General features: G+C 45.5%; 12 protein-coding genes. 5 read left to right on the top strand and 7 right to left on the bottom strand.

The window, feature by feature from the left end; translation table 11 throughout:
• Positions 1–75: 75 nt before the first annotated feature.
• From FEF09_RS09535 to FEF09_RS09515, 5 genes are all read left to right on the top strand, one after another.
• A complete protein-coding gene (locus FEF09_RS09535; RefSeq protein ID WP_146304894.1) occupies positions 76–339 on the top strand; it encodes a hypothetical protein in 264 nt (87 codons plus the stop codon).
• A 17-nt stretch (positions 340–356) separates the two neighbouring features.
• Positions 357–650 carry a cell division protein ZapA gene (locus FEF09_RS09530; protein ID WP_012794805.1) on the top strand — a complete coding sequence of 98 codons (294 nt, stop codon included), beginning with the start codon at positions 357–359 and terminating at the stop codon, positions 648–650.
• A 356-nt stretch (positions 651–1,006) separates the two neighbouring features.
• Positions 1,007–2,572 (top strand): ribonuclease Y, encoded by a 1,566-nt coding sequence (gene rny, locus FEF09_RS09525; RefSeq protein ID WP_146304893.1) that lies wholly within the window; start codon positions 1,007–1,009, stop codon positions 2,570–2,572.
• 170 nt (positions 2,573–2,742) lie between these two features.
• On the top strand, positions 2,743–3,339 hold the full coding sequence (locus FEF09_RS09520) for a DUF1080 domain-containing protein (protein WP_146304892.1): 597 nt from the start codon (positions 2,743–2,745) through the stop codon (positions 3,337–3,339).
• A gap of 154 nt (positions 3,340–3,493) precedes the next feature.
• The gene (locus FEF09_RS09515; RefSeq protein ID WP_146304891.1) at positions 3,494–4,306 is read left to right on the top strand and encodes a purine-nucleoside phosphorylase; all 813 of its coding nucleotides are present in this window, start codon (positions 3,494–3,496) and stop codon (positions 4,304–4,306) included.
• A 321-nt stretch (positions 4,307–4,627) separates the two neighbouring features.
• Here the strand turns inward: FEF09_RS09515 and FEF09_RS09510 are convergent, their stop codons facing one another.
• From FEF09_RS09510 to FEF09_RS09480, 7 genes are all read right to left on the bottom strand, one after another.
• Positions 4,628–4,822 carry a hypothetical protein gene (locus FEF09_RS09510; protein WP_146304890.1) on the bottom strand — a complete coding sequence of 65 codons (195 nt, stop codon included), beginning with the start codon at positions 4,820–4,822 and terminating at the stop codon, positions 4,628–4,630.
• Between the two features lie 186 nt (positions 4,823–5,008).
• On the bottom strand, positions 5,009–6,454 hold the full coding sequence (scpB, locus tag FEF09_RS09505; RefSeq protein WP_261387397.1) for an SMC-Scp complex subunit ScpB: 1,446 nt from the start codon (positions 6,452–6,454) through the stop codon (positions 5,009–5,011).
• Positions 6,455–6,557: 103 nt separating this feature from the next.
• The gene (atpG, locus tag FEF09_RS09500) at positions 6,558–7,442 is read right to left on the bottom strand and encodes an ATP synthase F1 subunit gamma (RefSeq protein WP_146304889.1); all 885 of its coding nucleotides are present in this window, start codon (positions 7,440–7,442) and stop codon (positions 6,558–6,560) included.
• Between the two features lie 204 nt (positions 7,443–7,646).
• Positions 7,647–8,573, bottom strand: a complete 927-nt coding sequence (locus FEF09_RS09495; RefSeq protein WP_146304888.1) for a WG repeat-containing protein — start codon at positions 8,571–8,573, stop codon at positions 7,647–7,649.
• Positions 8,574–8,686: 113 nt separating this feature from the next.
• A complete protein-coding gene (locus FEF09_RS09490) occupies positions 8,687–9,268 on the bottom strand; it encodes a DJ-1/PfpI family protein (RefSeq protein ID WP_146304887.1) in 582 nt (193 codons plus the stop codon).
• Between the two features lie 187 nt (positions 9,269–9,455).
• Complete coding sequence (locus tag FEF09_RS09485) at positions 9,456–11,069, bottom strand: RagB/SusD family nutrient uptake outer membrane protein (protein WP_146304886.1); 1,614 nt, start codon at positions 11,067–11,069, stop codon at positions 9,456–9,458.
• A gap of 18 nt (positions 11,070–11,087) precedes the next feature.
• Entirely contained in the window at positions 11,088–14,078 is a 2,991-nt protein-coding gene (locus tag FEF09_RS09480; protein WP_146304885.1) for a SusC/RagA family TonB-linked outer membrane protein, read from the bottom strand.
• Between the last annotated feature and the right edge of the window lie 123 nt (positions 14,079–14,201).

Genomic DNA, 14,201 nt, shown 5'->3' with positions numbered 1-14,201 from the left:
ATTCCTAATCAGTAATTCACAACAGACTTGGCTTTAGAGCAGTACATACAAAGGATCGATGATAAACTTCACCTGTTGTTAAAAAAGCTCCAACAGGTGCAGGCTGAGAATGTATTGCTGAAAGAGCAGTTACAGACGCAGGAAGGTACGCTGACGACCCAGCACGAAACGATCGCTGCACTTGAAAACAAGCTCCATCTGGCAAAGATGGCGGGTGCAACCAGTCAGGGGACACCAGCCAGCCGTGAAGATGATGAAGAATTCAGGAAGGAAATGCGCAATAAGATCAATGACTATATCAAGGAGATTGATCGTTGTATTGCACTGTTAAACAGTTAGTTAAAAAACAAATCCACATGGATCCGCTGATTCCCATTAATATTGTGGTGGCCGACAGGTCATACCGCATTAAGATCAAGCCTGAAGAGGAAGAGGAAGTACGCCGTACCATGAAGGAGGTGAACGAAAAGATAGTAGAATTTAAGACAGCATATGCTGGTAAGGACCTGCAGGATTATATTGCGATGGTACTTATCATGTATGCGACCCATCCGGTCACGAGTGGGGGTAAGATCCAGATAGGCCTTGCGCCATTTCTGGAAGAGAAGTTACAGCATCTTGAAGAGCTGCTGGACAACTCGCTGAAATAAGCAGAAATTAGCGTTTAGAAATTAAGATCCGGGGCGTGCCCGGGCAGCTGTTCTGAAATTAATTACTGACCAACCCGGCGCTGTGTTGCACTAAAATATTTTGAAAAAGTAGATTAGCAGATAGTAACGTATTCAAATAAAAAGACAGCATACTACTAACATAATCAACGCTTTATCCATTTATCAACTATAGGACATTCCTGTAAGTGACCACACAACTGCGTATCAGCTTCTGATCCCGTCGTTTCGCACATTCTTTTTTGTATTTTCGCGAATCAAGTTCTAAACCCTCTACTTTTCCACGGAAATGGGACGCGGCAAGGAATGCAACATAAATCAAGTATTAAAAAATTTGTATGGAAGTTACTTTAATATCGACAATAGCTGCAGTAGTGGCATTGATCATAGGTATTTTGTTAGGTAAGGTGATATTTGCCAAAAACACACAGCATAAAATCCAGGAGGCTGAATTACAGGCACAGAAAATAGTAGCCGAAGGACAACTTACTGCAGAGAATCTGAAGAAAGACAGGTTGCTGGAAGCGAAAGAAAAATTCCTACAGCTGAAAAGTGAGCATGAGAAAGAGGTATTACAACGTAACCAGAAAATAGCTGACTCAGAAAACCGTATCAAGCAGAAAGAACAGTCCCTGAATCAGAAAACTGAAAATATCCAGAAGCAGACACAGGAAAATGAGGCGATCAAGGAAAACCTGACCCGCCAGATGGAACTGGTTGCTGTAAAACGCACTGAACTGGAAAAACATCAGGAAGAACATATCCGCCGTCTGGAAAAAGTAGCTGCACTGACTGCTGAAGAAGCCCGTCACCAGCTCATTGAAAGTCTGAAAGAAGAAGCTCGCTCACAGGCGCTCGCACACATTCAGGAAATCATCGAGGATGCTAAACTGAAAGCGAACAAAGAAGCTAAAAAGATCATCATACAGTCTATCCAGCGTACTGCTGCTGAACAGACCATCGAAAACGCCATCACTGTATTCAACCTTGAAAGTGATGAGATCAAAGGTCAGATTATCGGTCGTGAAGGTCGTAACATCCGTGCTATCGAAGCTGCAACCGGTGTTGACCTGATCGTAGACGATACCCCTGAAGCAATTGTACTGTCGTCTTTCGACCCATTACGTCGTGAGATTGCCCGTCTGTCCCTGCAGCGTCTGGTACAAGATGGTCGTATCCACCCTGCACGTATTGAAGAAGTAGTTGAAAAAACCAAGAAACAACTGGAAGAACAGGTAATGGATATCGGTGAAAGAACCGTTATCGAACTGGGTATCCATGGTCTGCATAAAGAGCTGATCCGTCTGGTGGGTAAAATGCGTTTCCGTTCCTCTTATGGTCAGAACCTGTTGATGCACTCCAAAGAAACGGCTAACCTTTGTGCTGTAATGGCCGCTGAACTGGGTCTGAACCCTAAGCTGGCAAAACGTGCTGGTCTGCTGCATGACATTGGTAAAGTACCTGATGAAGAAACTGAACTGAGCCACGCCCTCCTCGGTGCGAAACTGGCTGAGAAATATGGCGAGCATGCTGCTGTAGTAAACGCTATCGGCGCTCACCACGATGAAATGGAAATGCAATACGTGATCTCTCCGATCATACAGGCTTGTGATGCTATCAGCGGTGCTCGTCCCGGTGCGCGTCGTGAGATCATGCAGAGCTATCTGCAGCGTATCAAAGATCTGGAGAACCTGGCAGTTGCTCATGACGGCGTAGAAAAAGCTTACGCTATTCAGGCTGGTCGTGAACTGCGTGTAATTGTTGAAAGTGATAAAGTAACGGACAATGATGCTGACCGTCTGTCTTTCGAGATCGCTAACAAGATCCAGACAGAAATGCAATATCCGGGTCAGATCAAAGTAACCGTAATCCGCGAAAAACGTTCTGTAAACGTCGCTCGTTAATACCGGCAACTGTAATAAAACCTATTCTAAAAGGCGTCCGCTGACAGCGGGACGCCTTTTATTTTTCTACCACTCCTCACTCCCCGCTGGCATAAACAGCTTTCATTTCTTACATTTAAGGTATACACGTCACCCGCTACCTCCTGTAGCTTAAAAAACCGTTCTGAAAAATGAAGAAACTCCTTTTGCTGGCTGCCCTGCTCGTTGGCAGCAATTTCACGTTTGCACAGAAACAATCACTCTTTAATGGCAAAAACCTTGACGGCTGGAAAGTCTATGGTACCGAGAAATGGTATGTAGACAATGGTACGCTCGTCTGCGAAAGTGGCCCCGACAAAGAATATGGCTACCTCGCTACGGATCAGTCTTACAAAAACTTCGAACTGACCGTGCAGTTCAAACAGGAAGCAGATGGTAACAGCGGCGTATTTTTCCACTCTTCCATAGAAGGCACCAAGATCACCGGCTGGCAGGCAGAAGTAGCTCCTGCTGGTAAGCATACCGGCGGTATCTATGAATCTTATGGCCGTGGATGGCTGATACAGCCTGCTGCGGAGAAAGAGCAATACCTTAAACAGGGAGAATGGAATACGATGAAAGTCATCGTTAAAAACGATAAAGTCACTACCATCCTGAACGGGCATGAAATGATCACGCTCACGGATGATAAGATCGGTGCTGCCAATGGTCAGATCGCGTTGCAGATCCACTCTGGTGGCGGTATTAAAGTGAGATGGAAGAATATTTCCGTTGTTAATCTTGACTAAAGACAATCAGGAATTACGAATCAGGAATTCATTGCTTTGGTGGCAGTGCATGCAACTAAATGCCTGTCGCATTTATAGTATCTGACTATATTGCGAAATATTCAGGGACATCGCTGATGTTCAATTCCTAATTCGTAATTCCTAATTGATTTTTATGCTCCAACAGCAGATAAAAGAAACAGCCGCATTTCTGAAAGACCTCCAGCCTGCCCGTGTAGGGATTGTATTAGGCACAGGTCTGGGCCAACTGGTGAACCATATCAGGATTCAAAAGACGATTCCTTACCACGAAATTCCTCACTTTCCTGAGTCAACTGTAGAATCTCATAAAGGTCAGCTTATTTACGGGCATATTGGTGAGACGCCGGTTATTGCAATGCAGGGACGGTTTCATTATTATGAAGGGTATACTATGCAGCAGATCACGTTTCCTATTCGTGTGATGAAAGCATTGGGTGTGCAGTTCCTGTTGCTGAGCAATGCGGCGGGGGGTATCAATAAGGCGTATATGAAGGGAGATATGGTGTTGTTGGATGATCATATCAATCTGCAGACGGATAATCCGCTACGGGGGTTAAATTCACCGGATTTCGGTCCGCGGTTTCCGGATATGAGTCGTCCGTATGATCCTGTGTTAGGACAGGCGTTGTTAAATGCAGCGGCTGCGTTGGGACATAAGATGCATACAAATGGTGTGTATGCGGCGGTGACAGGGCCGAATCTGGAGACGCGGGCGGAGTATAGGTATCTGAGAACGATCGGAGCGGATATTGTGGGGATGAGTACTGTGCCGGAGGTGATTGTGGCGAATCAGTTGCAGTTGCCTTGTGCGACGGTGTCAGTGATTACGGATGAATGTGATCCGGATAATCTGCATCCCGTGTCGATAGAGGAGATTATTGCGGTGGCAGGGACGGCGGATAAGAAGCTGAGTGAGATCTTTGCGGCGGTGGTGAGTGGATTGTAGTTGTTGTCTTTAGAGACAGGGACTGCTGACTGTGTGTTTTGGACGGCTGTTGTCTTTAGTGAGAGGGACCGCTGACGGCAAAGGCAGTATGGGCTTGCAGGCTGTAGTGCTTTGAAGTTGCTTGCTATGGAGCTTTGTTTTGGAGATTTGAGCTGTGGGGGTGGATTAAACCCCTGGTTGCATGGGCTCAGCAGACTTCAAAGCACTAAGGCCCGCAAGCTCCATCTGCCATTGCCTGGATACAGCCGGACGATTAAATTTATAACTGCTACATTATTAATGTGTATAAGAAAGCCCGGGCTTGCACCGGGCTTTTGTCTTTTATAGACAGTTGCAGTAAGACCTGTCAACATATACCTTATTGCCACTGCTATTGGTGTAATAACAGCCACCGCTTGCACCTTTGTTAAGGGGATGGCCGTTGTAATTACAGCCGCCAGATAAAGCTGTGCCGGTATCCTTGCCACAGGAAAGGGAGAAGATGATCAGTGTTAAAAACAGTACAGTTTTTTTCATTATGATGTTTTTATAGATGGGGGTAAATAAGCTTAATCAGGTCGCGGTGTGGGTGCGAAGGTACTCAGGCTGGTGGTTGTAAAAAACAGGGTTAATCCCCTTTTCACAGTTGTGGGGGAATGAAATAGAAAACGCCGGATGATGCATTAATCAGCATTATCCGGCGTTTTTGTTTATAATTAGATTTTATCTCTTTTCGTCGTCGTCATCTTCATCATCGAAGTCATCATCTTCGTCAAAGTCTTCATCGTCTATATCTTCTCCATCGAAGTCTTCCTTAGCTGCGGCTGCGAATGCAGCGTCGTCGTTTTCTTTATCCTTAGCTTCCTGCTCATCGTCATCGTCTATATCCTCATCGTCTACATCTGAATCGTCATCTTCGTCTTCGTCACTGTCATCATCGTCTGTGTCTTCTTCATCATCTTCATCATCTTCATCTTCTTCATCCTCCTCATCATCATCGTTATCTTCCTCGTCTTCTGAATCATCGCCTTCATCATCCTCATCGTCATCGTCCTCATCATCCTCATCTTCATTCGGCACTACGTCTGCGGCTGCATTCATAAAGGCGGCCAGTTCTTCTTCTGTTGCGTAAGTGACTTCTTCCTCTTCTTCTGTGTCCGTAGTAGTTGTATCTGCTTCTGCTGGTTCTTCCTCTAATGCCTCATCGATGGTTGGGATTTCTGTGCCGGCAACGACGTTATCATTGCTGGTAGCATTGTCCTCATCCTCATTCACATTTGCAGTATCTGTTTCTGTTGTTTCGGCAGCTGCATCAGCTTCGTTCTGAGGAGCTTCTTCATCAAAAGGCAGGAAGAGCTTTGCCTGCAGATCATTATTCTTTTTATCGGGTGTATCTGTTACAGGGATTTCGTCTGTAGATACTTTACGACCATTCAGATGTGCCTCAGGGCCTTCGGCGTTATCATCCTGTTCTACCAGTTCGCCGGTTTCGGAAACGACCATATTACGGGCCTCTTCGTCATTAGCTTCTGCTTCCAGACCGATCAGGGTAGGCTGGATGGATTCATCGTCAAATACCTCTTTCAGTTTTGGCAGGTCTTTCGGAGAGTTCAGACCGAAATAATCCATAAAGGCTTTGGAGGTAGCGTACAAGAGTGGTTTACCGGGCAGGTTTTCGCTACGGCCGGAAATCACAATCAGTTCTTTTTCAAGCAGTTTCTGGATAGAATAGTCGGTACTTACACCACGGATATGCTCAATTTCGCCTTTGGAGATCGGTTGTTTGTAGGCAACGATCGCGAGCGTTTCCAGAGCGGCTGTAGAGAGACGCTTCAGGAATTTGTCACCATTCAGCTGTGCTACCGTCTGATAGTATTCCTTTTTTGTCAGGAACTGGTAGCCACCGCCACTTTCTCTTACTTCAAAAGCATAGAACTCAGTACTGTACTTTTCCTTGATCGCTTCGAGGGAGGCTTCTACCTGCTCCAGCGTGGCCCTGTCTTCGAGGAAAGCCAGCGCATTGTTCAGCAGGTCAAGTATATCCAGCAGCGGCAATGGCCGGTCTGCAGCAAATATCAAGGATTCTATGTGTGGTATGATCTGAGAAATTTCCATGATGCGGTTTTCAATATCCATATCCGGAGCAGAAAAGGCCGGAGCCTTTGCCACGCCTGCAAAACAAAAAAGTCAAAGGCCGAAAATACAGCCTTTGACCCTTATGAAGAAATCAAAATCTTTCGATGTTAATCTGATGTGTATAAGTTGCTTAAGATCAACCTTCCAGCGCTGCTGCACCGCTCACGATCTCCGTCAGTTCGGTTGTAATAGCCGCCTGACGTGCACGGTTGTAAGAGATCTTATAAGAACGTAAGAGTTCGTTTGCGTTCTCAGTTGCCTTATCCATCGCAGTCATACGGGCACCGTGCTCAGAAGCATTTGCATCCAGCATGGATTTGTACAGCTGTGTGTTCAGGATTTTAGGCATCAGTTCTGCGATCAGAGCTTTCTTTTCTGGTTCGAAGATGAAGTCAGCGCGGCTGGTATTCGCATCTGTGCTTTCCACACGTGCAACCGGCAGGAACTGTTCGGCTACAAAACGCTGAGTAGCAGCATTTTTGAATTCGCTGTAGATGATTTCAACGGCATCATATTCACCGTTTACAAAACCTTCCATTGCAAAAGCAGCGGCCTGTTTAACGTGTTCGAAATCCAGTTTATGGAACAGGGTCCAGAAAGAATCATTCAGTTTATACCCATTTTTCAAAAAGTGCTCGTAGCCTTTTTTACCGATAGGCAGTATTTCAACATGGCCTTTTTCAAACTGCTCCTCGTATTTCTCGCGGATCACCTGCTTGGCCATTTTGATCACGTTGGAATTGTAAGCACCACATAATCCTCTGTCAGATGTAATCACTATCAGCAGTACCTTTTCTACAGGACGCTGAGCAGCCAGAGCCAGATCAATGCTTCCTTCACTGTTGGAAACGATGTTCTGCAACATTTCCTGCAGTTTCAGCGCGTAAGGACGCATCAGCAAGATAGCATCCTGTGCACGACGCAGCTTGGCAGCACTTACCATTTTCATGGCTTTGGTGATCTGCAGGTTAGACTGTGTTGACTTTATACGGTTGCGAACTTCTTTAAGCTGACCGGACATAATGTTTTATGTATTACTTTATTTTGAATGTAAATTAGACCCTTTGGGGCTTTTGAATTTGGCTGCAAAGGTAATAAAAACATGTCTAATATAACATGATGACGGAGGAGTTTGAACTTTTTTTACCGGATCGGGTAAAGAAAAGCTCCCGCCAATGACGGGAGCTTTTATATTCGTTTAGCCCTTTTGGACTTATATATCATATTACTTACCATCAGCTCCATGGGCAGCCGGCAATATCGGCGCGGCTTCCGCCCAGGTCTCGTTGCCGTCCATATCTACATAACCTACCTTTCCGTTCTGTCTGATCATGCCTTTCCCTTTGGTATAAGTATATGCCTTATCATATTTCTGGGCAATTACCACCTGATTCTTTTTGTTGATAAAGCCATACTTCTTTTCTGTTGCTACAGCCACCAGTCCTTCGTTGAAGTTACCCACCCAGTCATACATCACCGGGATCACCAGATCACCATCTGTATTAATAAAGCCAAATTTCTTATCCTGTCTTACCCAGGCCATACCGTCCCGGAAAGGGCCTACCTTCTCATAGGCGGTCATTACTACTTTTCCTTTCACCAGATCAGCCCGGCCACATTTACCATCAATATATACCAGCATGGTACCGTTGGTCACGAAACCAAGTCGCTCGTATTCAGGCTTTAGCACCATTTTACCCTGTGGATTGATCACTCCATACTTACCACCCTGTTTCACGGATACATAGCCGTCCCGGATGCCGTTCACTTCTTCATATTTCGGTGCTACCAGTTCTTTACCTTTATCATCCAGCAGCCCTACTTTACCATCCAGTTTTACAAAATGGTAGCGACCTTCTTTTACCCAGGCAGAGTCATATTTCAATGAGGATGTCTTTCCATCTGGTAACAGATAACCTGTCTTCTTGCCTTTCTTCACAAGTGCCAGTCCGTGTTGAAATGGGCCAATCGCGTCATACACCGGGGCAATGACAACCTTCCCTGACGTATCAGTGAAGCCGTACTTACCGGCTTTTTCAATCTTTACAAGTGAAAGGGTATCATCTCCGGCTTTATCGGCGGAGGTCAATCTCTGCGTATAACCCATAAGAGCAGGAAACAGCAGGCACAGGAGGATGGGATACTTTTTCATAGGTAGCAGTTCTGCTACCAAAAATAAAAAAAATGAGGCATTTAAATATAATAAATATGTAAACGCCTCATTGGTATCAATGATTTAACAATGATTATCAGTCTTTTCTGGTCTTATAACTCGATTTTCGTCCCCAGCACCTTCAGGAAAGCTGCTATCCACTGCGGATGTGCCGGCCATGCCGGAGCTGTTACGAGATTCCCATCGGTCACTGCTTCATCTATATTGACAGCAGCATAAGTACCTCCGGCCATTGTCACTTCCGGCGCAACAGCGGGGTAAGCTGTCAGTTTTTTACCACGCACCACATCTGCTGCGGTCAGGATCTGAATACCATGACAAACAGCGGCAATAGGTTTATCGGCTGCAACAAACTGTTTAACGATATCGATCACCTTTGCATTCAGACGCAGGTATTCAGGCGCCCTGCCTCCTGCTATCATCAATGCATCATAATTGGCCACCTGTACATCTGAAAAAGAGGCATTCAGCACAAAGTGGTGCCCACGTTTCTCACTGTAGGTCTGATCTCCTTCAAAATCATGAATCGCTGTAATGATCTTATCGCCTGCTGATTTATCAGGACATACCGCATGCACAATGTGTCCGACCATCTGCATCATCTGAAATGGTACCATTGTTTCATAATCTTCTGCATAGTCTCCTGTCAGAAAGAGAATCTTTTGTTGTGCCATGTGTGGGGATTTTTAGGGTGAAGTGTCTAAAGTTAACAAAAAAAATACTCCGGTAGTATTAAGTATATACTACCGGAGTAACGATTATTTATGAGGGATCGTTTTGCGTCTTTTTGTAGTTAACCCGTAAGCTGTCAGGCGGGTTGTACGAAACTATGCACGAAGAAAGAGCCGTTCATAACAGATATCAGTAACCTGGATTCTGTGGGAACTCATTGCTCGTTCTGTCGATCTGGTCCTGCGGAATAGGACGCAGTAAATGTTTCGGTTCGATATTCGGTCCACCCTGCGGATTGTGCAGGCGCACGCGTTCCAGCAGTTTGTTGGTACGTTTCAGGTCAAACCATTGCAACTGTTCACCCACGAGTTCCCGTCCGCGTTCATCCAGAATGAAGTCTATATCTAATTGCGCTTCTGAGATCTTCATGGCTTCTTTGTGTGCATTGGTTTCTTCCGCTGTAGCACCAACAGCTGCTGAACGCATGCGTAACGTATTCAGATAAGTTACCGCTGTTGCTTTTTCATTTTTATACATGTATGCTTCTGCTGCGATCAGGTAATCTTCTGCAAGACGGTACGCAATAAACGGGCGGACGCCTGAAGCCTGATTATCCGGACGCAATGCATCGGCAAATTTATTCAGTGAAGGATACAGTCTTTCTGTATAATTGCGTGGTGGTACCAGCTGATAATTCTTGCTGGCAATCACTGCATCAGATACATCACGTCCCGGCATGTATACGGAAGTATCGCCTACTTTCAGCTTCGCACTACCGGCATTGGCAAACCATACGACAGTATAAAATTTATCGTAACGGGCGTCATTCACTCTGTCAGCATATAGTGTATCCAACAGGAATTTCGTAGGGCGGAAACGCTTCCAGGGAGTACCATTCGCCAGATCACGTTTCATCCCTCCCAATACATCGTATTGCATCAGGAAAAACCGGCAGGCATTGTTATCGCCTGAGTTATACAGAGCGTCATTGGTATACTGTACGGCCCAGATAGTTTCTGCGTTATTCTCTTTACCCTGTGCCCATACCTGTCCGACGTCAGGCAATAACGACAAACCATAATTGTTGATCACTTTTGTTGCATAGGTGGCAGCACTGTCATAGTCGTGTGTACCTTTTGCTTCGGAGGTGGCACGCGTCAGATATACTCTTGCCAGCAGATGCTCTGCTGCAGGTTTCGTAGCACGGCCCCATTCAGATTGCGTAACCGGCAATGACTGTGCAGCATAATTTAAATCTTCAATAATTGCGTTGTAGATATCCGGAACAGGATCGCGATGTGCTTCTGTTACGATCTGCGTATTTTCGGTCAGACGTAATGGTACAGCACCAAACATCTGCAACAGAATGAAATAATAATTCGCGCGGCAAAAACGAGCCTGTGCTATGCCGGAACGCTTGGATATACTATCCAGTTCCGGTACCTGATCTGCTCTGCTAACGACTGCATTGGCGGTGTTGATAGACTGATAAAAAGCGTTCCATATTTCTCTCAGGTGTGCGTAACGACCATCGAGTTGTGAAGTGTATTGGTTGGTGAATTTGAAATCACCATCAGAACCATTGGTATAAGTATCTGTACCAAATACGGTTACCGTCATTCCTCTTTCTGTACTATAGAAACTACGCAAAGCGGCATAACTACCATTGACTGCTGTAGTAAACCCTCCGGGGGTATTATAGAAATCATCTGTTACGGAAGATACCACATCTTCATCCAGCATTTTGTTGCATCCTGTTACGATGCACGCGCATACAAACAGGTACCAGCATATATTTTTCATAACTATTTTTTTATTGCATTAAAAAGTAGCATTGACACCAAACTGTAACATCCATGTAGCCGGAGCATCTACACCAATCACGTTCACATCTTCCGGGTCGATACCTTTATATTTCTGTCTGTAAGGTGCAAGAATCAATGGTTGTTTTACATCAACAGAGAAACGTAAGGCTTCCATCTGCCAGCGTTTCATGATGCTTTTCGGCATGGAATAGCCGAGTGTGATATTGCGGATCTTGAAGAAAGATCCATCGAAATAACTCAGGGTGTTGTAGTTGTTTGGACGTTCCTGATTGGCATTCGGACGAGGGAATGCATTGGTATGATTGGTTGGCGTCCAGTAGTCAACATCGAGGTTATTATATCGGCCGAAGAGGGTATTGAACGTAGAATAGAAATCACTCTTTACGGTACTTCCCATACGGGCAAACGCAACAACGGACAGATCAAATCCTTTATAGGCAACACGCTGTGTCATACCACCTGACCATTTGGGCTGCGGAGCACCCAGTATTGTACGATCTTTATCATCCAGCTTTTTGTCTCCGTTCAGGTCCGCCAGCTGTATTTCCCCCTGATGTTGTTTATATACCTGTGCGGCTGCTTCATCCTGCCAGATGCCTACTTTTTTATAATCGTAGTATACATAAGTCGGACTACCTACAAACCAGCCGTTACCGATATCCTGTGTTTTGCCTTCACCTAAAGCGAGGATCTTTTCACGGTTCATGTAGAAGTTGACATCCATGGTCCAGGAGAAGCCACTTTTAGTTTCCAGATTCACGGTGGATAAGCCAATCTCGATACCTTTATTCTGTGTAACACCTGTGTTTTCCAGTACGTAGTCTACGCCATTACTGAAGGGCAGGAAACGCTGAAGCAACAGGTCAGTTGTTTTCTGTTTGTAGACATCGACGTTACCACTGATACGCCCTTTAAGAATACTGAAGTCTATACCTATATTGGTAGAGGCAGTTGTTTCCCATGTCAGGTTCGGGTTACGCAGCAAGATCGGAGAGAAACCGGTGACACCTTTATTACCGAAGGAATAAGGAGAACGTCCGAGCAACCCTTGTGTTGCATAGGGCGGTATACCTGTGTTACCGATACGACCGTAGCTACCACGTACTTTCAGGTTTTCGACCCATGATACGCTTTTCATAAAGTCTTCGCTGCTCACATTCCAGCCTAATGCGACAGATGGGAAGTAGCCCCATTTGTGTCCGGGAGCAAAGCGGGAGGATCCGTCCGCACGTAAGGTCAGTGTAACGAGATAACGGTCATCATAACCATAGTTCACGCGGCCCATATAAGAGAGGATGGTCCATGTGCCCAGCTGACTACCGATACCGGTTACGTTTGCTGCCTGTCCGAGGTTATAATATTCCTGCCATTCCACCGGAATACCTCTTACGGAAGCGGTAGAAGTATCTTCGCGCTGACGTTGTACGCTATATAAAGCAGTAACGTTCAGTGCGTGTTTCTTAAAGGTCTTGTTATAGTTCAGGAGATTTTCCACGGTATATGCCCATACAAACTGGCCTTGTTTGGTTGCGGTAGCATCACCACCACCAATGAGCAGGTCGGTATTCTTTTTACCCTGAAAGAGACCATAGTTATTCTGCATTACGTCGGTACCAACATTCAGCCGGTATTTCAGTCCGTCGAACAGTGATACTTCTCCATACAGGCTGTTAAAGAAGCGGATATGACTGAGTCTTTCCACCCGGTTACCATCTTCATAATCCAACAATGCATTAGGTTGCTGGTTATCGGCGGTAGGGTAGGTGATCAGTTTACCAGAGGCATCATAAGGATCAGCTATCGGCAGCATTTTAAGAGAGGCGCTCATGCCATTGTAGGTACCACCTTTACGCATGCTGTAGGTAGCCAGTGAGGAGGCTCCGATCTGGATACGTTTGCCAATCATCTGGTCTACTGCAATATGTAAGTTGTAACGCTCATAGCTCTGTAGTTTCAGTACACCTTCATCTTTGAAGTAACCACCGGTTACGGCATATTTAGTAGTTTCTGTTCCACCACTTACGCCGAGTGCATGACGTGTTTGCCAGCCCTGACTTAGCATGAGGGACTGCCAGTCAGTGTTTACACCTTTTTTGATATTGGCGATCTCTGTAGCGGTGAATATTTTAGCGTCGGAGGCATCCGGGTTATTGTCGTCATATAAACCAGCAGCACGGTTCGCTTCACGTTTCATGGCGAGGTACTGCTGACTGTCCATCATATCTGTTTTACCGAGGGTATTAACGATACCATACATACCGCTGTAGGTCACCTGCGGAGCACTTATTTTGCCTTTACGGGTGCTGACCAGTACGACGCCATTTGCACCACGGGAACCGTAGATAGCGGTAGCAGAGGCATCTTTTAATACATCCATGGAAGCGATGTCCTGTGGATTGATATCATTCAGATTACCCGCGAAAGGGATACCGTCTACGACATAGAGCGGATCATTACCTGCTGACAGGGAACGGGTACCCCTTACTCTGACCCTGGGTTCATCGCCCGGTTTGTTACTATTATTTAATACATCGATACCGGGCGTTCTTCCCTGCAGGGCCTGTTGGGCATTTGTAACAGGCACTTCCATAATCGCTTTACTGTTAATGGAGGAAATGGAACCGGTAACGTCTTTTTTCTTTTGCTGACCATAACCGACTACAACAACCTCGTCGAGTTTCTTCTGGTCTTCTTCGAGTTTTACGTTGACTTCGCTTCTGTTATTGACAGGTACTTCCTGTGGCAGATAACCGATAAAAGAAATAATTAATGTGGCTGTACCGGGCGCCTGAAGTTTGTATGCGCCCATTACATCTGTAACGGTACCCTTTTTTTGTCCTTTGATGGCGACTGAAGCGCCAATGATCGGGTTTCCATCCGGACCAGTCACTTTGCCGCTTATGGGGACGGACTGTGCGCTGATAAATGTGCCCCACAATAGCAGGCATAGCAGGATGGCTCCTACTTTCGATAACGTGTTCTTCATACGTAGAATTTTAATTTTGTAACAGAATACACATCCCTGAAAAGCAATCACTTAGGTTTTCTTCAAGGTTTTTCTAACGCTTTTTTCAGGTAATGGGGTAATACAAGTTAAGTAGATTAGTTA

This window comes from Chitinophaga pinensis, from assembly GCF_007896845.1.
GTDB lineage: Bacteria > Bacteroidota > Bacteroidia > Chitinophagales > Chitinophagaceae > Chitinophaga > Chitinophaga pinensis_C.
The sequence above is the reverse complement of the archived record's forward strand: the minus strand, read 5'-3'. Positions and strand labels throughout refer to the sequence as shown.

Coding starts and splice junctions, on each gene's coding strand:
- rny (WP_146304893.1), top strand. CDS start 1,007: ATGGAAGTTACTTTAATATCGACAATAGCTGCAGTAGTGGCATTGATC.
- FEF09_RS09510 (WP_146304890.1), bottom strand. CDS start 4,822: ATGAAAAAAACTGTACTGTTTTTAACACTGATCATCTTCTCCCTTTCC.
- FEF09_RS09515 (WP_146304891.1), top strand. CDS start 3,494: ATGCTCCAACAGCAGATAAAAGAAACAGCCGCATTTCTGAAAGACCTC.
- FEF09_RS09530 (WP_012794805.1), top strand. CDS start 357: ATGGATCCGCTGATTCCCATTAATATTGTGGTGGCCGACAGGTCATAC.
- FEF09_RS09495 (WP_146304888.1), bottom strand. CDS start 8,573: ATGAAAAAGTATCCCATCCTCCTGTGCCTGCTGTTTCCTGCTCTTATG.
- FEF09_RS09490 (WP_146304887.1), bottom strand. CDS start 9,268: ATGGCACAACAAAAGATTCTCTTTCTGACAGGAGACTATGCAGAAGAT.
- FEF09_RS09520 (WP_146304892.1), top strand. CDS start 2,743: ATGAAGAAACTCCTTTTGCTGGCTGCCCTGCTCGTTGGCAGCAATTTC.
- FEF09_RS09480 (WP_146304885.1), bottom strand. CDS start 14,078: ATGAAGAACACGTTATCGAAAGTAGGAGCCATCCTGCTATGCCTGCTA.
- atpG (WP_146304889.1), bottom strand. CDS start 7,442: ATGTCCGGTCAGCTTAAAGAAGTTCGCAACCGTATAAAGTCAACACAG.
- FEF09_RS09485 (WP_146304886.1), bottom strand. CDS start 11,069: ATGAAAAATATATGCTGGTACCTGTTTGTATGCGCGTGCATCGTAACA.